This is a genomic window from Paenibacillus xylanivorans, from assembly GCF_001280595.1.
GTDB classification, from domain to species: Bacteria; Bacillota; Bacilli; order Paenibacillales; family Paenibacillaceae; genus Paenibacillus; species Paenibacillus xylanivorans.
Window position 1 is genome coordinate 33,417 of the sequence record NZ_LITU01000075.1, and the last position, 18,621, is coordinate 52,037.

At 46.3% G+C, this 18,621-nt stretch carries 15 protein-coding genes; all 15 read right to left on the bottom strand.

What is annotated here, in order from left to right; genetic code table 11:
• Positions 1-92: 92 nt before the first annotated feature.
• The 15 genes from cobA to AMS66_RS23555 all read right to left on the bottom strand — a co-directional run bounded on the left by cobA (position 93) and on the right by AMS66_RS23555 (position 18,354).
• Complete coding sequence (gene cobA / locus AMS66_RS23485) at positions 93-1,655, bottom strand: uroporphyrinogen-III C-methyltransferase (RefSeq protein ID WP_053783106.1); 1,563 nt, start codon at positions 1,653-1,655, stop codon at positions 93-95.
• Positions 1,656-1,659: 4 nt separating this feature from the next.
• A complete protein-coding gene (hemC, locus tag AMS66_RS23490) occupies positions 1,660-2,616 on the bottom strand; it encodes a hydroxymethylbilane synthase (RefSeq protein ID WP_053783107.1) in 957 nt (318 codons plus the stop codon).
• Between the two features lie 2 nt (positions 2,617-2,618).
• The gene (locus tag AMS66_RS23495) at positions 2,619-3,269 is read right to left on the bottom strand and encodes a precorrin-2 dehydrogenase/sirohydrochlorin ferrochelatase family protein (protein WP_053783108.1); all 651 of its coding nucleotides are present in this window, start codon (positions 3,267-3,269) and stop codon (positions 2,619-2,621) included.
• A 5-nt stretch (positions 3,270-3,274) separates the two neighbouring features.
• On the bottom strand, positions 3,275-4,102 hold the full coding sequence (ccsA, locus tag AMS66_RS23500) for a cytochrome c biogenesis protein CcsA (protein ID WP_407944568.1): 828 nt from the start codon (positions 4,100-4,102) through the stop codon (positions 3,275-3,277).
• A gap of 14 nt (positions 4,103-4,116) precedes the next feature.
• Entirely contained in the window at positions 4,117-5,505 is a 1,389-nt protein-coding gene (gene hemA, locus AMS66_RS23505; protein WP_053783109.1) for a glutamyl-tRNA reductase, read from the bottom strand.
• A 337-nt stretch (positions 5,506-5,842) separates the two neighbouring features.
• A complete protein-coding gene (gene speD, locus AMS66_RS23510; protein WP_053783110.1) occupies positions 5,843-6,250 on the bottom strand; it encodes an adenosylmethionine decarboxylase in 408 nt (135 codons plus the stop codon).
• Between the two features lie 324 nt (positions 6,251-6,574).
• Positions 6,575-7,165, bottom strand: a complete 591-nt coding sequence (locus AMS66_RS23515) for a hypothetical protein (RefSeq protein WP_053783111.1) — start codon at positions 7,163-7,165, stop codon at positions 6,575-6,577.
• 268 nt (positions 7,166-7,433) lie between these two features.
• Complete coding sequence (gene yihA / locus AMS66_RS23520; protein ID WP_053783112.1) at positions 7,434-8,084, bottom strand: ribosome biogenesis GTP-binding protein YihA/YsxC; 651 nt, start codon at positions 8,082-8,084, stop codon at positions 7,434-7,436.
• A gap of 148 nt (positions 8,085-8,232) precedes the next feature.
• The gene (gene lon / locus AMS66_RS23525; RefSeq protein WP_053783113.1) at positions 8,233-10,581 is read right to left on the bottom strand and encodes an endopeptidase La; all 2,349 of its coding nucleotides are present in this window, start codon (positions 10,579-10,581) and stop codon (positions 8,233-8,235) included.
• A gap of 86 nt (positions 10,582-10,667) precedes the next feature.
• Positions 10,668-12,422 carry an ATP-dependent protease LonB gene (lonB, locus tag AMS66_RS23530; protein ID WP_053783114.1) on the bottom strand — a complete coding sequence of 585 codons (1,755 nt, stop codon included), beginning with the start codon at positions 12,420-12,422 and terminating at the stop codon, positions 10,668-10,670.
• Between the two features lie 169 nt (positions 12,423-12,591).
• Complete coding sequence (gene ispG, locus AMS66_RS23535) at positions 12,592-13,689, bottom strand: flavodoxin-dependent (E)-4-hydroxy-3-methylbut-2-enyl-diphosphate synthase (protein ID WP_053783115.1); 1,098 nt, start codon at positions 13,687-13,689, stop codon at positions 12,592-12,594.
• Positions 13,690-13,812: 123 nt separating this feature from the next.
• Positions 13,813-15,066 (bottom strand): ATP-dependent protease ATP-binding subunit ClpX, encoded by a 1,254-nt coding sequence (clpX, locus tag AMS66_RS23540; protein ID WP_053783116.1) that lies wholly within the window; start codon positions 15,064-15,066, stop codon positions 13,813-13,815.
• 12 nt (positions 15,067-15,078) lie between these two features.
• Entirely contained in the window at positions 15,079-15,669 is a 591-nt protein-coding gene (gene clpP, locus AMS66_RS23545) for an ATP-dependent Clp endopeptidase proteolytic subunit ClpP (RefSeq protein ID WP_024633993.1), read from the bottom strand.
• Positions 15,670-16,044: 375 nt separating this feature from the next.
• The gene (gene tig, locus AMS66_RS23550) at positions 16,045-17,376 is read right to left on the bottom strand and encodes a trigger factor (RefSeq protein WP_053783117.1); all 1,332 of its coding nucleotides are present in this window, start codon (positions 17,374-17,376) and stop codon (positions 16,045-16,047) included.
• A 135-nt stretch (positions 17,377-17,511) separates the two neighbouring features.
• The gene (locus AMS66_RS23555) at positions 17,512-18,354 is read right to left on the bottom strand and encodes a hypothetical protein (protein WP_053783303.1); all 843 of its coding nucleotides are present in this window, start codon (positions 18,352-18,354) and stop codon (positions 17,512-17,514) included.
• Positions 18,355-18,621 lie beyond the last annotated feature (267 nt).

The window sequence follows — 18,621 nt, forward strand, 5'->3', positions numbered from 1 at the left end:
AATAGTTGTTATATGGTACAAAAAGCGAAGCGCGCCGGTATCGTAACGAATTCAGCACGCTTCATTTATCGATTGCGGTTCAATTTATATGTTTAATGGGGAAAGGCAGCTTCCGTAACAGGTTTTCGTTCCCACTCACACAAGACAGAGATCAGGCTCTCAATCGTTGCTTCTTCAGCCATCATGGTGACCTTCAAACCTGCTGTTTCTGCCGTCTTGGCTGTAACTGGACCGATACACGCAACCTCTACGTTTTTCAATAAAGGCAAGGGGTCCTGCAATCCCATCCGTTTCAGAATGCTCATGAAATTGGTGACGGTGGATGAACTCGTGAAGGTCATCGCATGAATGCCGCCCTCTTCAAGCAGTTTCAGCAGTTCATCGTCATCCTCGCCAGCCAGAATGGTGTCATAGATAATTGCCTCGGTGACTAGGAGTCCCCGTTCCCTCAACTGTTCAGGCAACCAGGAGCGTGCAAGATCTCCATGCGGTAAAAGAACCCTCTGGCCTTCCTTCAGTTCACTTTCAAAAGCTTCAAGCATACCTTCGGCCTGAAATGGCCCTTGGATGACTTCCGCTACAATGCCATACTTACGCAGAGCTTCCCCAGTAGAAGGTCCTACCGCAGCAATTCTAGCTTGATGGAGCGCACGGACATCCTTGCCCTGTTGCTCCAAATGACGGAAGAAGAAATCCACCCCGTTCACACTCGTGAAAAATACCCAGTCAAACGTATTTAACACACCAAAAGCCTGTTTGATACTTTCCTGTGCCGACTCCCTTGATGGCATCACGGTCTCAATGACTGGAAATTCATAGGGTTCACCGCCAAGTTCCTCAATCCGGTTCACTAATTCGCTAGCCTGACTGCGTGCCCGCGTTACCAGAATGCGTTTGCCAAACAGCGGCAGCGCTTCCGCCCATTTCAACTGCTCGCGCTGGTTCACTACCTCACCAACAACAATGACCGCGGGCGGTTGGAAGTTTGCAGCGGTGACTTTTGCTTCGATATCTTCAAGGGTGCCTGTAATCGTAACCTGTTCTGCTCTTGTACCCCAGCGAATTAATGCCACCGGTGTTTGTGCCGGGCGTCCGTGACGAATCAACTGTTCGCTGATATATCCAATTTTGGAAACGCCCATCATAAATACAAGTGTGCCTGTTGCATTCGTCACTTTATCCCAATGGATACTGCGGTCAAGCTTGTCCGGATTCTCATGCCCCGTAATGATGGAAATGGAGGAAGCATAGTCGCGGTGGGTCACAGGTATTCCGGCGTAAGCAGGTACACTTATTGCTGAGGTTACACCAGGTACGATTTCAAAAGGAACGCCGTTTTTGCGTAGCAGATCAGCCTCTTCACCTACGCGTCCGAATATCGTCGGGTCTCCACCTTTAAGACGGACCACAACCTTGCCTTCCAGTGCGAGATCAACCAATAGCTGGTTGATTTCCTCCTGCTTCATCGTATGTCGATCCGGGCGCTTACCCACATATATCTTAACCGCGCCGGGCTTCATTTGTTTGAGTAGTCTTGGACTAGCCAATCGATCATACACTACTGCATCCGCTCTACCGATTGATTCCCAGCCCTTTACTGTAATCAGCTTGGCGTCCCCTGGACCTGCACCAACCAAAAAGACCTTTCCCACCATATCTTCATCCCCTAACTTCTGCCAGTATCTGCTCTGCTCCCCGTTCAATCAATCTCCAAGCCACTTCTTCTCCAAGACGAACCGGATCTTTACCCGTCAAAGCCTCTTTAAGAATCAGTCCACCATCCGGCGTACCGACCATACCTGTTAATTGTAACGCGTTTTGTCCATTCGGGGAATCTGCATCATGTTGTGACACCCATACGGCGTGAGCTCCAATCGGAACCTGGCAGCCCCCGTTTAATACACTAAGGAAGCGACGTTCAGCCAACACAGGAAATGCGGTTTCCGGATCGTTGTATAACTGCAACAGATGAAGCAGTTCCGCATCATCCTCACGGCATTCAATGCCGAGCGCACCCTGACCTACTGCTGGAAGACAAGCTTCCTCTGACAGATATTCCGTAATCCGATCCTGCCAGCCCATTCGATACAAACCAGCGGCAGCCAAAATAATGGCGTCCAGCCCTTCGGTCTCCAGTTTACGCAAACGGGAATCAATATTACCGCGAAGCGATTCAAGCTGTAGATCTGGGCGGTATGCTTTCAATTGACTGGAGCGACGCAGACTGCTCGTCCCCACTCTTGCACCTTCCGGCAATTGATCCAACGTGAGTCCACCATTCGAAATCAGGGCGTCACGGGGATCCGCACGGCGCGGAACAGCTCCGTTCGTCAACCCTTCAGGCAACTCGGAAGGCATATCCTTCATGCTATGAACAGCCATATCAATCGTACGATCCATCATCGCCTGTTCAATCTCTTTGACAAACAGTCCTTTGCCTCCAACTTTGGACAGGGTTACATCGAGAATCAAATCCCCTTTTGTAACGATTTTATGTACTTCAAAGTCAAACGCTAGTCCTTCTCGCTCACAAATATCACGTAAATCTTGAATTACATGGCCTGTCTGGGTCAAAGCAAGTGCGCTTTGTCTACTTCCCACTTTTATTGTCCGCATGTCTACACGTCCTCCTGATTATGGGAAATCCAGTCCCCAATTTGTTCTTCTGTCCACCACTCAAACTGACCTGTACGGATATCTTCCAGCACATTCATCTCGGTTAAACGACGAAGTAATTTCCCCCTGACACCTGGAGAAGATATACGTGCCTTTACTTCCATCCTCATCTGATACAAAAATTCAATATATGTCTCGTACTCATCTCCGAATTGCTGTTCCAATGTGGCACGAATTTCTGCTGCGGCCACAGGTCCTGCTCCAGCGGTCGATATGGCAATGCTCAATCTGCCCCGCCTGACTACACTCGGTGTTATAAAGTTACTCTGCTCAGAAGATATGGCGTCATTAACCAGTATACCCGCATCTTCCGCTTCTTGGACAACAGCTGTGTTCACTTCACTATGATCCGTTGCTGCATATACGAGAAAGGCCCCCCGCAAATCTCCATTGCGGTAGGACCGGGCTAGCCATTGAATTCGGGAATCATGATGCAATTGTTGTAACGTTGGCGTAACTTCCGGACTAATCACCTTGATTTGCGCTTCGGCATGAAGCAAACCTTTTATTTTACGTTCAGCAACACGTCCGCCTCCAACCACGTAACAGGATTTCCCTGATATATCCACAAATATGGGTGTGTAGCGTTCCATCCCCTTCACTCTCCCGTCCAACGATGAAACGCTGAATACGCATTGGATAAAAAACTGATAATGACAAAGCCATATCCAATCAATGTCCATCTCGCCATAATGACTGTGGAGAACTGTTTCCTTCTCTTGAATACGAAGTATCCTACATAGATCGCCATGGCAAGCCCCGTGGCAATAACCTTGAGATCCAAGAGCAGGCTCCAACGCGTTTCAGCCACAATAGACAATACCGCAAGCATGATAGAAACACCAAGAAGAGGCGTGCCAATCAGTGTAGCACCATCCATATATTTGCTGATCACTTCTAGACTCGGCAGACGACGTACGGTATCATTCCACTTTTTATTCTTCAGCTTGCGGTGCAAAAACAGATATAACATGGCAAATACAGCGCCCACTGTAAGAGCTGCGAAACCAAGATTCGCCAAGGTTATATGCAATATAAGCAATCCATGCACAGTCTGCCAGTTATGCAAAGATATCTCGCCTGCTGTAAACCACAAACGGTTCAACACTGTGACCGAGAAACCAACCACGTTCAGCAACAAAATGACAAATTCGGAACGCTGGATACGAGTCATTACCAGAGACATCAGCACGATGCTAAATGAAAATATAAACAAGAAATCAAACGTGGTATAGATTGGAAAATGCCCTTCGGTTAACATACGTAAAATGACATGGAACACCTGAAGCGCCCATACAACAACAAGAAACCCTGTGCCTGTCCGCTTCGCCCCCGCATTGCGTCGAATGCAGTCCGAGAAATAGAACAGTAGGCTCAGGGCATACATATAGATCAGAGCTTCATAGATTTGTTCAGCTAGGGTCAAGCTGCCCACCCGCCTTATACGCCTGCCGGAGCATAAGCCGGCACGTGGTCTTGCCGGGTATCGTTAAGATGAACGGCATCGGGCTTGCGCAGAGCCGTGGCATCACTCTGATTTACTTTTTCAGCGGCCACCTCTACTGCATCCTCCAGAGCAAAGATCTGAGTAAACATGCGCAGCGCTTCATCACCATGCTTGGTACCAGCCATTTCCTTGATCCGGTTAATCGGATCTGTCGTCATTTGATTCACGATGCTTTTCGTCAGGCGACGGATAACTTTACGTTGATGTTCATCCAGTTCAGGCAATTTATTGAACAGACTATCCATCGTTTCTTCATGAATGGAAGCGCCTTTCTCTTGCAATGCCCGAATTACAGGACGAACGCCCAATGTTTTGAGCCATTGATAATAATCTTCCATCTCAAGCTCAATCATTTTCTCAATCTTGGCAGCTTCCACCTTACGCATCTCCAGATTGCTCTCCACAATTCCTTCCAGATCATCAATATCATAAAGGAATACGTTGGACAACTCGCCGATTGCGGGATCGATATCCCGAGGAACAGCGATATCAATCAGGAACAGTGGACGCGATTGACGACGCTTCATACTCTCCCGAACAACTGTGGCATCCAGTACATATCTTTCGGCACCCGTCGAACTGATTACAATATCAACCTCGTTCAATCGCTCTAGTGCCTGTTCCATCGTACAAGGGGTCCCCCGAAACTTCGCTGCCAATTCCTCAGCTCGCGCAAGCGTACGATTCGCCACAATGACTTCAGAAGCTCCGTTGGTATAGAGATGTTTTACTGTAAGTTCACTCATCTTGCCGGCACCCAAAATCAGCACCTTCTTATCCGTAAACATGCCAAAGATACGCTTGCCCAGTTCTACAGCAGCATAACTTACAGATACCGCACTCTCTCCAATCGAAGTCTCCGAATGCGCGCGTTTACCCAGTGTAACAGCCTGTTTGAACAGCATGTTAAACCAAGTCCCAGTAGCTTTCTCTTCCTGAGCTTTGAAAAAAGCTTGTTTCACCTGTCCAAGAATCTGAGTCTCACCAATAACCATGGAATCCAGCCCACAAATGACACGGAACAAATGGCGCATGGCTTGATCATCTTCGTATATATATAAGTGTTGCGTAAATTCTTCCCGCGGAACATTAAACCATTGTTCCATGAACGTCCGAATAAAGTAACCACACATGTGAAGACGGTCTACCACAACATACAACTCGGTACGGTTACATGTGGCTACGATTACACCTTCCAATACACTCTTGGTCAGCTTGAGCTGCTGCAGCGCTTCAGACAAGTCCTTTTCTGCAAATGTGAATCGTTCCCTAACCTCTACAGGCGCCGTGCGATAATTCAAACCAACGACAACGATGTGCATTGCAAGTTCACCTGCCTAATAAATTTCCAATCAAAGTGTTTTCTACATATGTTCATCCATTTATGATTGACATGGTTAATTATATCACACATCCATACAATGGCCGGGCCATTTTTATGAAATGTTTATGAAATCCACATGTAAATCATCTTATGCATTGTCATTTATTGTAGTGTCTCACCAATCTTCACCCTTATACGTTAAATACTTGTTTTAATGATAAAGATTCATGAAACCCCCATATAAAACAAATAGCCATGGAAGATTCCATGACTATTTGGGTTTAGGATAATCTTGCGTTCATCCCGATATGTGAACATTATTCATGCTGTCGTAATTAAATCATGTATACCAGGTCATTAGGTTTCATTTCTGGTGTCTCAACTTGCAATTCGCCCAATCCACGTACCAGTTTTTTTGCGTACGTTTTTTCCGGTTTTAATACGGATACCAGGTAATCAATGGCCAGTTGTGGGTCTACCGTCTCCCCGCAAGTGTAACAATCAATCGCTGCAAACCCTCTCTCAGGATACGTATGAATCGAGAGATGACTCTCAGACAACAGTACAAGCACTGTCGCTCCTTGAGGTTCAAACTGCTTGGATTGTACGGACATTACTGTCGCGCCACATGCTTCCGCTGCTTCAACCAATTGAACTTGCAAATACTCGGCACTGTTCAATAGATCAAAGTCTACACCCCAAACATCAACAGCAACGTGTCTTCCGAAAGTTGAATATTCCATCTTTCGGCGCCCCCTTCCTAGGAATAAAATGTTTGAAAATTTCATCCGCTAGGACCTACGTCATTCACTTCCCGAGGGAAAAATCTCTCGCAACATATAATGTCCTGAGTGAATCCTGGTTCCTATATTCTTTTCAACGAGATTAAAAATAACATCTAATCAAAAGGAATGCAACCCCTTTTTAAGAAGATCAAAAAATAAAAAATTCATTGTCGGTTAAACTCCCAAATTCAAAAAAATCCCCTTTCGCTGCCGTCTGGAATGTGCCAGATCAGAGCATAAGGGGATAGTTACTTAGGTACTTGTATAATTCACATCTTCAGGTCAATAGGCTTCAAGCTCAAACAGCCGTTTCTGGTGACCAGCAAGCTTTTCATCAATCTGCTGGAGTTGTTCAGAAGTAGAAGCATTCATTCTTGTATCCAATAATGAATCAATCTCGGTGTGTACCTGATTAATCTCACGTTCAACATCCCGAGCCTGAAACACACGCTGCAATTCAAGCAACGTATTTTTGTATTCGTAGATGACACGGATATTCTCCCCGGTCTGCTCCACTATTTTACGGACAACACCTTGGGCATAAACATACGTCATGGTGAACTCTTCATAAATTCGATGAACAACGCCGTCACCTTTAAAGGTCATAAAGAGCTTCCGAACTACGTTCGTCAGATGATGGTTTACCAGGCGGCAAGATAACTCACAGATGTAAAACCCTTCCCTACGGTCAAACGGGAAATGAACTTCTTCTCCACTCACATCTTCTAGCACAATTTCCTGGCAGCCATTCTCCATCACCTTGACACGTTGATGAATCCGGCCATCTTCTGTCATGCGCAAAAACTGATGCATCTGGGGTTCTGACAATTTCAAAGTGGCTTTAACATACTCTGTGGCTAATCGCTGAGCCATAAAAATCTCCTCAATTCTTTCCCGATTGTTTTGCCTTCCTGCACATGTGGCAGTGATCTCAAAATTCTTCAGGCCGGCAAAGCCGGTATTTTGGTACTGTGGCAAAAAATGCACCTATGCTCATTATACACTACCGTATAACTATTTCGCCCCAGAACAAAACGATGAATTTTCACGAAAATCCATCAAAATATGGATTAATCCTTGATCTCCTCCAAGATACACCCAAGTTGCTCACTATCCTGCATACACATGGCGTAATCCCCGGTTATCCGTTAATTTCGCGGTCTTCGTGACTCTCAGCCTGCGGCTCTTCTTCTACTGAAGCTTGACCGATTCCCGCATAGCGGGTGATGATCTCCCATAATTCTTCTTTACCTAAACCTTCTTCTGATGAAAACGGTACAAACAGATCCCCAGGACGGAGATCTAACGCTTCTTTGATGACTTTGATATGTTTGGCTCTACGCGTTTTTGGAATCTTGTCCATCTTCGTCGCTACCACAACGAGAGGCAAGCCATGATGGCGAAGCCAGTCATTCATCATCATGTCATCCTTGGACGGTTCATGTCTCATATCCACCATTTGCATGACCAGTTTCAATTCTTTCCGTTCCAGCAAATACTTCTCCATCATTTTGCCCCAGGCAAATCGTTGCTCTTTCGAAACTTTCGCGTAACCATAGCCCGGAAAATCGACGAAGTAGAGATCCTGGTTGATCTTGTAATAGTTCAGTTGCTGTGTCTTACCAGGGGTAGAACTCGTCCGCGCCAAATTTTTTCGATTAATCAAACGGTTGATCAAAGATGATTTCCCTACATTGGATCGTCCCGCCAAAGCAATCTCGGGCAGGCCATCCTCGGGGTATTGTTCAGGCCGAACGGCACTGATGATAAATTCGGATTGATTTACTTTCATAATGTATCTGTCCTCTCTTGAACTCCTGTGCTCTTACTTATAGCTGCTGTTGGTATTATGCCATGGATTGTTCTATCATACCAAAAAAACCGTTCCAACGGACGCCAAAGCTTCCGCAGAACGGTTTACTCTTCATACGATCCCTCGTTTAAACGGGGTACAGGGGTATTCCTGCCTGTTCCACAAGCGCATGTTGCAGCACCTGATCCATATGGGCTACGGGAACAAATTCCACATCTTCCTTAATGCTATCCGGAATATCCCGCAGGTCCCGTTCGTTATCCTTGGGCAATAATATTTTTTTGTAACCGGCGCGGTGGGCAGCCAGTGATTTTTCCTTAAGTCCGCCGATCGGCAACACACGGCCACGCAGTGTTATTTCACCAGTCATGGCAATGTCTTTGGAGACATGCTTATTCGTCAAAGCAGAGATCAACGCAGTCGCCATTGTAATCCCGGCAGATGGTCCATCCTTCGGAATGGCTCCTTCCGGAACGTGGATATGGATATCGTTTTTCTCATGGAAGTCAGACGCAATCCCCAATTGTGCAGCTTTCGACCTGGTGTAGCTGAATGCCGCCTGAGCGGATTCTTTCATGACATCGCCCAATTTACCTGTCAGCGTCAACTTGCCTGTTCCAGGTACGACCGTAACTTCAATGACAAGGGTATCTCCACCCACTTCAGTCCAAGCGAGACCTGTCACAGTACCGATCTGATCTTCCAGTTCGGCCATGCCATAGCGGAACTTGCCAGGGCCGAGGTAGTCTTTGACCTCATCCGATGTGATATTAATTTGACCTTCTACACCGGATACGATGTTTTTAGCCGCTTTACGGCACAAAGACGCCATCTGCTGTTCCAGATTCCGCACACCGGATTCTCGTGTATATTCACGAATGACACGCAGCAAACTGTCATCCCCAATATTCAACTGATCTTCTTTGAGGCCATGGTCCTCCTTCTGCTTCGGCAGCAAATAGTTTTTGGCGATTTGCAGCTTCTCCAGCTCGGTATACCCTGGAATATTGAGCATCTCCATCCGGTCCAGAAGTGGACGTGGAATGTTGTGCACTGTGTTGGCTGTTGTAATAAACATAACGTTAGATAAGTCAAACGGCAACTCTACAAAGTGGTCACTGAACGTGTTGTTCTGTTCGGGATCAAGTACCTCGAGCAACGCTGCGGAAGGGTCTCCGCGGAAGTCCGAAGCCATTTTATCGATCTCGTCCAGCAGGAAAACCGGATTGAGTGAACCCGCCGTCTTCATGCCCTGAATGATACGGCCTGGCATTGCACCAACATAGGTACGACGATGTCCGCGAATTTCCGCTTCATCTCGCACGCCACCCAGCGATATTCTGACAAATTCTCGTCCAAGTGCTCTGGCAATGGAGCGGGCAAGCGACGTTTTGCCGACCCCTGGAGGTCCAACAAGACAAAGGATCGGTCCTTTAAGCTTTTTCACCAGCTTCTGAACAGCCAGGTACTCTAGCACACGCTCCTTGGGTTTCTCCAAACCGTAATGATCTGCATTTAGCACATCTTCAGCCTTTTGAATATCCAGATCGTCAGCTGTCATCTGTGTCCAAGGCAGCCCCAGCAACCAATCAACATAGTTGCGGATAACCCCGCCTTCAGCAGAACTAGATGGCATTTTCTCCAGTCGATCAATTTCTTTCTCAACCTTTTCCTTCACCTTGTCCGGCAAGCCAAGAGCCTCCATCTGCTCTCGGAGTTCCTCAACCTCGCCGGCACGGCCCTCTTTCTCACCCAGTTCTTTCTGAATCGCCTTCATCTGCTCACGCAGGTAGTATTCTTTCTGGGTTTTCTCCATCTGTTTCTTCACACGCTGGCTGATTTTGCGTTCAAGCTCCAGTACTTCCCGCTCATTGTTCAGGATGTCCAGCAACTTCTCCAGCCGTTCACGAACGTCGATGGTCTCCAAAATCTCCTGTTTGTCCTTGATTTTCAGGGACAGGTGACTTGTAATAACATCGGCCAATCGACCTGGTTCTTCGATATCAGACACGGCTGCAAGTGTCTCCGGTGTAACCTTTTTGGACAGATTAATATAATTTTCGAACTGGTTCAGAACTGTACGCATCAGCGCATCCGTTTCCGGATGACTGTTCTCCTCTTCAGGAAGCTCTTGTGCCAGCACTTCGTAATATTCCTCGTTATCCGTATATTCAATGATTTCAGCCCGTTCCAAGCCTTCCACAAGTACACGAATCGTCCCGTTTGGAAGCTTCAGCATCTGTCTGACCTTGGCAACCGTTCCGATTCTGAAAATATCCTCTTGTGTTGGTTCTTCAATATTTACCTCGGCTTGGGAACATAGGAGAATCAAATGTTCTTCTACCATCGCTTTTTCTAAAGCCTTGACCGATTTCTCCCGGCCCACATCGAGATGCAGTACCATACTCGGGTAGACGAGAAGTCCTCTTAAAGGCAGTAAAGGAAAACGACGACCTTTCGCTTTGCTCGGTCCCATCGCTTTCGCACCTCCAATGGCTCTCAGGTTGTAGTCATTCATTATTCTATCAAATGTTCACATAAAAAACCAATGAAGGGAAGCGCTTAGCAGCTTCCCGAATCTGTAACCTGTCCTGGACGGGGCAAGTCAGCACGTAAATAAGAAGCGGATGCAGGTGGAAAAATCTCCGGTGCAGGTGTCGCTGACTCCTCCGCAAGGTTCACTTGTTTCGTTTGCTCCTCATTAGGTACCCAGTCAAATACTTCTCGGAACACGTCTTCAACGGTATCGACCGGAATAACACGTAAGCCATCCAGATTTTCAAAGATGGACTGCCAATTCTCTGCGGGAATAATGACCGTCTTTGCACCCGCCTGGAATGCAGCTTCCACTTTGGCCAGTACACCACCGATCGGTTTTACCCGGCCATGGATACTGATCTCTCCAGTCATCGCTGTCTCATGATCAATCGGACGCCCCTGGATGGCTGATGTAATGGCTGTAGCCATGGCAATTCCGGCAGACGGACCATCAATTGGCGTTCCACCTGGGAAGTTGACGTGTAAATCATAGTCGTTAGGACGAATGCCCATGGCCTTTAATACAGTTAACACATTTTCAACCGAGCCTTTAGCCATGCTTTTTCGCCGGAGTGTGCGCGAACCGCCTCCAATCTCTTCTTCATCCACAACTCCCGTGATGTTAATCCGTCCCTGATCTCGAAGAGCCGGAACAGCGGATACTTCGATCTCCAGAATGGTGCCCATATTAGGTCCATATACGGCCAAGCCGTTCACAAAACCGATCTGTGGCTGCAAAGGCACCTTGCGATCTGGCCGGGGCTGAATCTGGCTGCTGCCAGCGACCCATTCCACATCCGACGCCTGCAGCGTTTCACGTTTTTCGGTCAAGGCCAGCCCAGCAGCGAGCTGAATGATATTTACCGCTTCACGTCCATTGGTTGCATATCGCTTGACCACATCAACGGCTTCTGGACATGGACTGAACCCGATTTTCTGTACGGCATCTTCCGCAATACGCCCGATCTCTTCGGGCAGCAATGGACGGAAATAGACCTCCATGCACCGCGAGCGCAAAGCTGGAGGCAGTTCATGGGGCGAACGAGTCGTCGCTCCGACAAGGCGAAAATCGGCTGGCAGACCATTTTGAAAAATATCGTGGATATAAGCAGGAGTATGCGTGTCTTCCGAGTTATAGTACGCACTTTCCAAAAAGACCTTGCGGTCCTCCAGTACTTTCAGCAGTTTATTCATCTGAATGGAATGCAGTTCACCGATCTCATCAATAAAAAGCATTCCCCCATGTGCCTTCGTAATCGCACCGGGTTTCGGCTGAGGAATGCCTGCTACGCCCATCGCTCCAGCTCCCTGATAGATCGGATCATGCACTGAACCAATCAAAGGGTCAGCAATACCCCGTTCATCAAAACGCGCAGTCGTGGCGTCGAGTTCCGTGAATTTGGCATCTGCCTTAAAGGGAGATGACGGATTCTTTTTGGCTTCTTCCAAAACCACCCTTGCAGCGGCTGTTTTCCCCACTCCTGGTGGTCCATATATAATGACGTGCTGTGGATTAGCACTGCATAGTGCGGCTTTAAGGGCGCGAAGTCCGTCTTTTTGCCCTACAATATCATTTATGGTTGCCGGACGTGTCTTCTCTGACAGGGGCTTGGTGAGTGAAATGGAGCGCAACTTCCGCAGCTTCTCCAGTTCCTTGCGAGATTCACGCTCAACCGCACCGCGATTCGTTTTCTGACCACGAAGCAAATTCCAGAAATACAAACCGATCACCACACCAAAAAATAACTGAATCATCATTATGACCATACCAAATTCCATGTCTCAACATCCTCCTGTTCTATCCCTATTCTCATATGAGATCATGCTAATACTTGGTAGTATAGCCTTTTCACCGAGACGTAAACGGGTGATCAGGAAATTGTATGTTTGAGAATAAAAAACAGCCCGTCATTGCTGACGGACTGTTACAGAAGTGATTATTAATCAATCAGTGCGAGCGACCAGGAATAACTCCTGTCGTTTCATAGGCTTCCACGATGATGTCGATCTCTTTTTTCAATTCCTCAACCATGATCTCTTCCGGCACTTTACGAATCATTTTACCATGACGGAATAACAATCCTTCTCCGCGTGCGCCAGCAATACCAATATCGGCCTCTTTCGCTTCACCAGGACCGTTAACCGCACAACCAAGCACAGATACTTTAATCGGCACCTTAAGTTTGGAAATATACTCTTCCACCTCATTAGCAATGGAGAAGAGATCGATATCCAAACGACCGCAGGTTGGACAGGAAATCAGTGTAGCTGCATTGGAGATCAGTCCAAAGGTTTTGAGTAGGTCACGAGCAACCTTGATTTCTTCAACCGGATCCGCACTAAGCGATATCCGCATCGTCGAACCGATGCCCATAGATAACAAGGCACCCATACCGGCAGAACTTTTGATTGTACCAGAGAACAACGTGCCCGCCTCGGTAATCCCCAGATGCAACGGATATCTGATAATCTCGGCTGCTTTGGAATAAGCCTCAATCGCCATCGGTACATCCGATGCTTTGAGAGACACGATGATATCGTGAAAATCCAATTCTTCCAAAATACCAATGTGATAAAGTGCACTTTCTACCATAGCATCAGCCGTTGGATAACCATATTTTTCAAGCAAATGGTTTTCCAGAGAACCTGCGTTTACCCCGATCCGAATCGGAATACCCTTCTCTTTACAAGCTTTGACGACTTCCTCCACTTTAGCACGTTTACCGATATTACCGGGATTAATCCGTACTTTATCGATGCCGTTCTCAATCGCAAGGAGAGCCAGTTTATAATTAAAATGGATATCCGCTACAAGCGGAATATTGATCCGTTTCTTGATTTCCTTGATGGCTGCTGCAGCTTCCTCATTGTTCACCGTTACACGCACCACTTGGCAGCCTGCTTCTTCCAAACGCAAAATCTCTGCCACGGTTGCCTCAACGTCTGCCGTTTTAGTTGTACACATGCTCTGGATGATGACCTCGTTGCTGCCACCAATCGTTAAGTTTCCCACTTTTACGGGACGTGTATCTTGTCTTAAAAACATGAGTGATTTCTCTCCCCACAACGTCAAAGCTCCACCCTGACAGAGACATGAAATCGTCTTCTGCCAGGAGTGGAGAACTGACAAGTCTATATTTCAGTGTTGAAACGGAATATTCACCTTTAGTTAGGCACTTTCTTCCTGCTTGTCGTCCTTCGTTTGGCTCAGTTCAGGCACAACTCTCTTCTCAACGACCTCTTCGGTAATGACACAGTTCGTAACATCATCACGGGAAGGCACTTCATACATAATCTCAAGCATAATGCCCTCGATAATCGCGCGCAGTCCACGTGCACCTGTGTTACGTTTAATGGCTTCCTTCGCAATCGCAAGCAATGCTCCTTGTTCGAACACCAGATTCACATTATCCAGCTCAAGCAGTTTTTGGTATTGTTTCGTAAGCGCATTTTTCGGCTCGGAGAGAATCCGTACCAACGTTTCTTCGTCCAGCGGCTCCAAAGTGGAGATGACTGGCAAACGGCCTACAAACTCCGGAATCAGACCAAATTTCAACAAGTCTTCCGGCAATACCATACCCAGATATTCACCTGGTTTAAGATCTTTTTGTTCCGCAACGGTGTTAAAGCCAATGACTTTTTTACCGATCCGGCGTTTGATCATTTGTTCCAGACCATCAAAGGCACCGCCGCAAATGAACAAGATGTTGGTGGTATCAATTTGGATGAATTCCTGATGTGGATGCTTACGACCACCTTGTGGTGGTACAGAAGCTACAGTTCCTTCCAAAATTTTCAAGAGCGCCTGTTGAACACCTTCACCCGATACATCACGTGTAATGGATGGGTTCTCGGATTTACGCGCTACTTTATCAATTTCATCGATATAAATAATGCCGCGCTCTGCTTTTTCCACATCATAATCAGCAGCTTGAATCAGCTTGAGCAGAATGTTCTCTACATCCTCGCCGACATAACCCGCTTCCGTCAATGAAGTTGCATCAGCAATAGCAAAAGGAACATTAAGGATTTTGGCCATCGTTTGTGCAAGCAACGTTTTACCAGAACCCGTAGGTCCTAACAGCAAAATGTTACTTTTTTGCAATTCAACATCCTCAATCTTGCTTTGGGTGTTGATCCGTTTATAGTGATTGTAAACCGCAACAGACAAAGACTTCTTCGCCTGATCCTGTCCAATAACGTACTGGTCAAGAATGTCGCGAATTTCTTTCGGTTTTGGAATATCTTTGAGGTCCAGTTCTTCGTCATGACCGAGCTCTTCCTCAACGATTTCAGTGCACAGTTCGATACATTCATCACAAATGTAAACGCCTGGTCCAGCGACCAGTTTACGCACCTGTTCCTGAGATTTACCGCAAAAAGAGCATTTCAATTGCCCTTTCTCATCGTTAAATTTAAACATGAAACCACCCCTTTAGGAATTGATCGGTCTGCTGAGCACCTGGTCAATAATGCCGTACGTTTTGGCTTCTTCAGCACTCATGAAAAAGTCACGGTCTGTGTCCCGCTCGATTTTCTCAAGGGGTTGACCTGTACGATCGACGTATATTTGATTCAGTTTTTGACGTGTTTTAATAATCCATTCTGCGTGAATTTTGATATCCGCAGCCTGTCCTTGAACGCCGCCAAGCGGCTGATGAATCATTACTTCGCTGTTTGTTAGCGCATATCGTTTGCCAGGAGCACCGGCTGTCAGCAATAACGAACCCATGCTTGCTGCCATACCTACGCAAATGGTCGATACATCCGGTTTGATGTATTGCATCGTATCGTATATACCCATCCCTGCGGTGACAGAACCACCAGGTGAATTAATGTACAGGCTGATATCCTTCTCAGGATCGTCGGCTGCCAAAAACAAAAGCTGTGCTATGACAAGATTGGCTACATCGTCATCAATCGCACTGGTTAGAAAAATAATGCGATCCTTCAGCAAACGCGAATATATATCGTAAGAACGCTCGCCTCGATTGGTTTGTTCTACAACCATTGGCACCAGACTCATGAGACCAACCTCTTTTCTACATGTAATTAGACATAGGCTACCTGTAAAGCAAACCCAAATTCATTCTAACACGTTCCTGTGACAATGTCATTTTTCACAAGCAGTGTCAAGCCTAAGTGAGTTTACTTTTTTGCCTGATCATATTTAACCATGTTTTCTATGTATGTGCAAATCGGGGCAATCCTATGCCGTTTCGCCTTTTTTATTTGTAGGAGAACCATAGGACGTTGAATATGCATAACCAACACCACAAAGAATAACATCCATATCATTACTGAATCCTCTATAAAATGGATGCCATAATTTAAAAATAAGGCACGCAATGATTCACGTGCCTTATCGTTTATTCAGCTATTCATTACAAAACAGCTTGTCTTATTTTTCGTCAGCTTCTGCAGCAACTTCTTCAGCTGGAGCTTCAACGACTTTGCTGTTCTCAACGAGAACATCGATCGTTTTACGCAGTTTCACTTCATCACGAAGGCTGTCTAGGGAACCATTACCCTCAAGAATGCCACGAATCTCTTCAGCAGGACGCTTGTAAGACTCAGCCATTTTTTCGAGCTCTTGGTTAACTTCTTCGTCAGACACTTCGATGTTCTCCGCTTTACCAACTGCTTCAAGAACCAAGTTGTTACGAACACGTTTGGAAGCATCTTCCTGCATTTGTCCTCTAAGGTCAGCTTGAGTTTGACCAGAGAAGCTCAGGAACATTTCCAGGTTCATACCTTGGTTGCGAAGACGGTTGTCGAAATCACGCATCATGTTTTGTACTTCGCTGTCAACCATTGCAGAAGGAATGTCCACTTCAGCATTTTCAGCCACTTTTTCTACAACAGCATTTTCTTGAGCTGCTTTGGCTTCATCTGCTTTACGGGATTCCAATTGTGTTTTCAGATCAGCTTTGTACTCTTCAAGCGTTTCGAATTCGCTAACATCTTTTGCAAACTCGTCATCCAGTTCAGGAAGTTGTTTACGTTTGATTTCATGTACTTTCACTTTGAATACCGCTTGTTTGCCAGCCAGTTCAGCTGCATGGTAGCTCTCTGGGAAAGTCACTTCAACGTCTTTGAAGTCGCCTGTGGACAGACCCAAAACCTGCTCTTCAAATCCTGGGATGAACGTATTGGAACCAAGTTCCAGGGAATAACGCTCAGCTTGTCCGCCTTCGAACGGTACACCATCAACGGAACCATCAAAGTCGATTACAGCAACATCGCCGTTTTGTGCAGAACCTTCGTCGATAACAACGAGTTCTGCGTGACGTTGTTGAAGACGCTCGAGTTCTTCAGTCACTTCTACATCCGTTACTTCATGTTTGGCTACAGCAACTTCAACGCCTTTGTAGTCACCCAGTGTAACTTCAGGTTTAACAGTTACTTTCGCTTTGAACTTGAATACTTGTCCTTTAGCGAATTGTTCCACATCTACATCAGGGCGATCAACCGGGAAGATATCCGTTTGGTCAATTGCTTCTGTGTAAGCTTCAGGAAGCAAAATGTCAATTGCTTCTTGATACAAGCTTTCCACACCAAAACGAGCTTCGAAGATTGAACGTGGAACTTTACCTTTACGGAATCCAGGTACGTTTGCTTGTTTAACTACTTTATTAAAAGCTTTGTCGAGTGCTGCAGTTACACGATCTGCACCCACTTCAACCTCAAGAACCCCAAGGTTCTTCTCTATCTTTTCCCAAGTTGCTTTCATTGTATACTTTCCCCTCCAAAATTCACATGTTCACGTAGACAATCACGTACAAAATAACCATCTTAGTATAAACAAGATTAGATTCTTTTTCAAGCGGAATCCCTTGATACGGTTTGAGGAAAACGTTTCCGGCTCCTATTGACCGTCCAAACCGGCAGAAACAAACTGCTTCATTGATCGATATGCTTGCTCCAGACGAAAGCGCATAGCCCCTGTCACAGCATACATTGAGCGAGTATCTTCCTCGTCATGCGAACCGCCCAGACTATCTGCAACGGTCATATGTAGAGCGGCTGCCCATATATCTGTCATGGAATCATTTTCTTCCAACATGGACATATAATCACGGGTTCCATACACGGCCATGACATATTGAATCCACAGTTCTTGTGCAAAATAAAAGAGCGTAGGTTCATGAACCTCCGTCTGATCTGCCACCCTTTCAAGAATCTGAACAATCTGAAGCGGGAAATCCTCAGGTCTAAGTGGAACGGTATCAATCTCGACTTCAACCGGCTCTTCCCCACGAGTAAACGCAATAATGCCTTGAACGCCTCGGCGGCGTAATGTCTGAAGCACACGGAATTGAAGCAAAGGATGCAGTGTCTTGTCTTTAAGCCAACCGGTAAGCGAATCATTAATTTCTGGCCGATCGAGATACGCAAGCTGCTCCAGCGCCAGCATCGTCTGTTCAGATAAAGGTTCCTCCATCACGGTACGAAGCATTTTATCGGCATAGCCATCATCCTGCTCAAGCTTGGACCTCGCATGTTGGCGTGCCATGTCCTCTTCGCTAATCTCCTCTTCATCACGCTCTTCACGGATCACTGGTAAATCTTCTCCATAATGAGGAAAAGCAGCTTGAAGCCATTCGAGCAACGCCCGCCATTCGTCGTAATGCCGCTCTTCCTGCCCTTGGCATTGCAGCAAAAAGCGAAGCAGATCCATCGCTTCACCATATCGTTCATTTTCTAGCATAACCGTCAATTGAATCTGGTAATAGTCCAGCGTCTTAGGAAACAGCACAATATTGTTGCTGTGCTCAGTTTCCGGGGTCGTGGATTCCTTAATAGGAGCACCTCCTCTATATCCTGAATCTCCAGTCGCAATCAACCATAAATAGATGTATATTAAACGTAAGTCGATCTATTTTTTGAGTTCTTCTGATATTCTAACATAACCTTAATTATAATGAAAAAAACGTTACTGCCGCCAAATATCATACACATAAAATATATTATAATA

Excerpts from the sequence above, each read along its gene's own strand:
- speD (WP_053783110.1), bottom strand. The coding sequence starts at position 6,250 with ATGGAATATTCAACTTTCGGAAGACACGTTGCTGTTGATGTTTGGGGT.
- tig (WP_053783117.1), bottom strand. The coding sequence starts at position 17,376 with ATGAAAGCAACTTGGGAAAAGATAGAGAAGAACCTTGGGGTTCTTGAG.
- clpP (WP_024633993.1), bottom strand. The coding sequence starts at position 15,669 with ATGAGTCTGGTGCCAATGGTTGTAGAACAAACCAATCGAGGCGAGCGT.
- hemA (WP_053783109.1), bottom strand. The coding sequence starts at position 5,505 with ATGCACATCGTTGTCGTTGGTTTGAATTATCGCACGGCGCCTGTAGAG.
- ispG (WP_053783115.1), bottom strand. The coding sequence starts at position 13,689 with ATGTTTTTAAGACAAGATACACGTCCCGTAAAAGTGGGAAACTTAACG.
- clpX (WP_053783116.1), bottom strand. The coding sequence starts at position 15,066 with ATGTTTAAATTTAACGATGAGAAAGGGCAATTGAAATGCTCTTTTTGC.
- yihA (WP_053783112.1), bottom strand. The coding sequence starts at position 8,084 with ATGAAAGTAAATCAATCCGAATTTATCATCAGTGCCGTTCGGCCTGAA.
- lon (WP_053783113.1), bottom strand. The coding sequence starts at position 10,581 with ATGGGACCGAGCAAAGCGAAAGGTCGTCGTTTTCCTTTACTGCCTTTA.
- lonB (WP_053783114.1), bottom strand. The coding sequence starts at position 12,422 with ATGGAATTTGGTATGGTCATAATGATGATTCAGTTATTTTTTGGTGTG.
- AMS66_RS23515 (WP_053783111.1), bottom strand. The coding sequence starts at position 7,165 with ATGGCTCAGCGATTAGCCACAGAGTATGTTAAAGCCACTTTGAAATTG.
- AMS66_RS23555 (WP_053783303.1), bottom strand. The coding sequence starts at position 18,354 with ATGCTAGAAAATGAACGATATGGTGAAGCGATGGATCTGCTTCGCTTT.
- AMS66_RS23495 (WP_053783108.1), bottom strand. The coding sequence starts at position 3,269 with ATGGAACGCTACACACCCATATTTGTGGATATATCAGGGAAATCCTGT.
- hemC (WP_053783107.1), bottom strand. The coding sequence starts at position 2,616 with ATGCGGACAATAAAAGTGGGAAGTAGACAAAGCGCACTTGCTTTGACC.
- cobA (WP_053783106.1), bottom strand. The coding sequence starts at position 1,655 with ATGGTGGGAAAGGTCTTTTTGGTTGGTGCAGGTCCAGGGGACGCCAAG.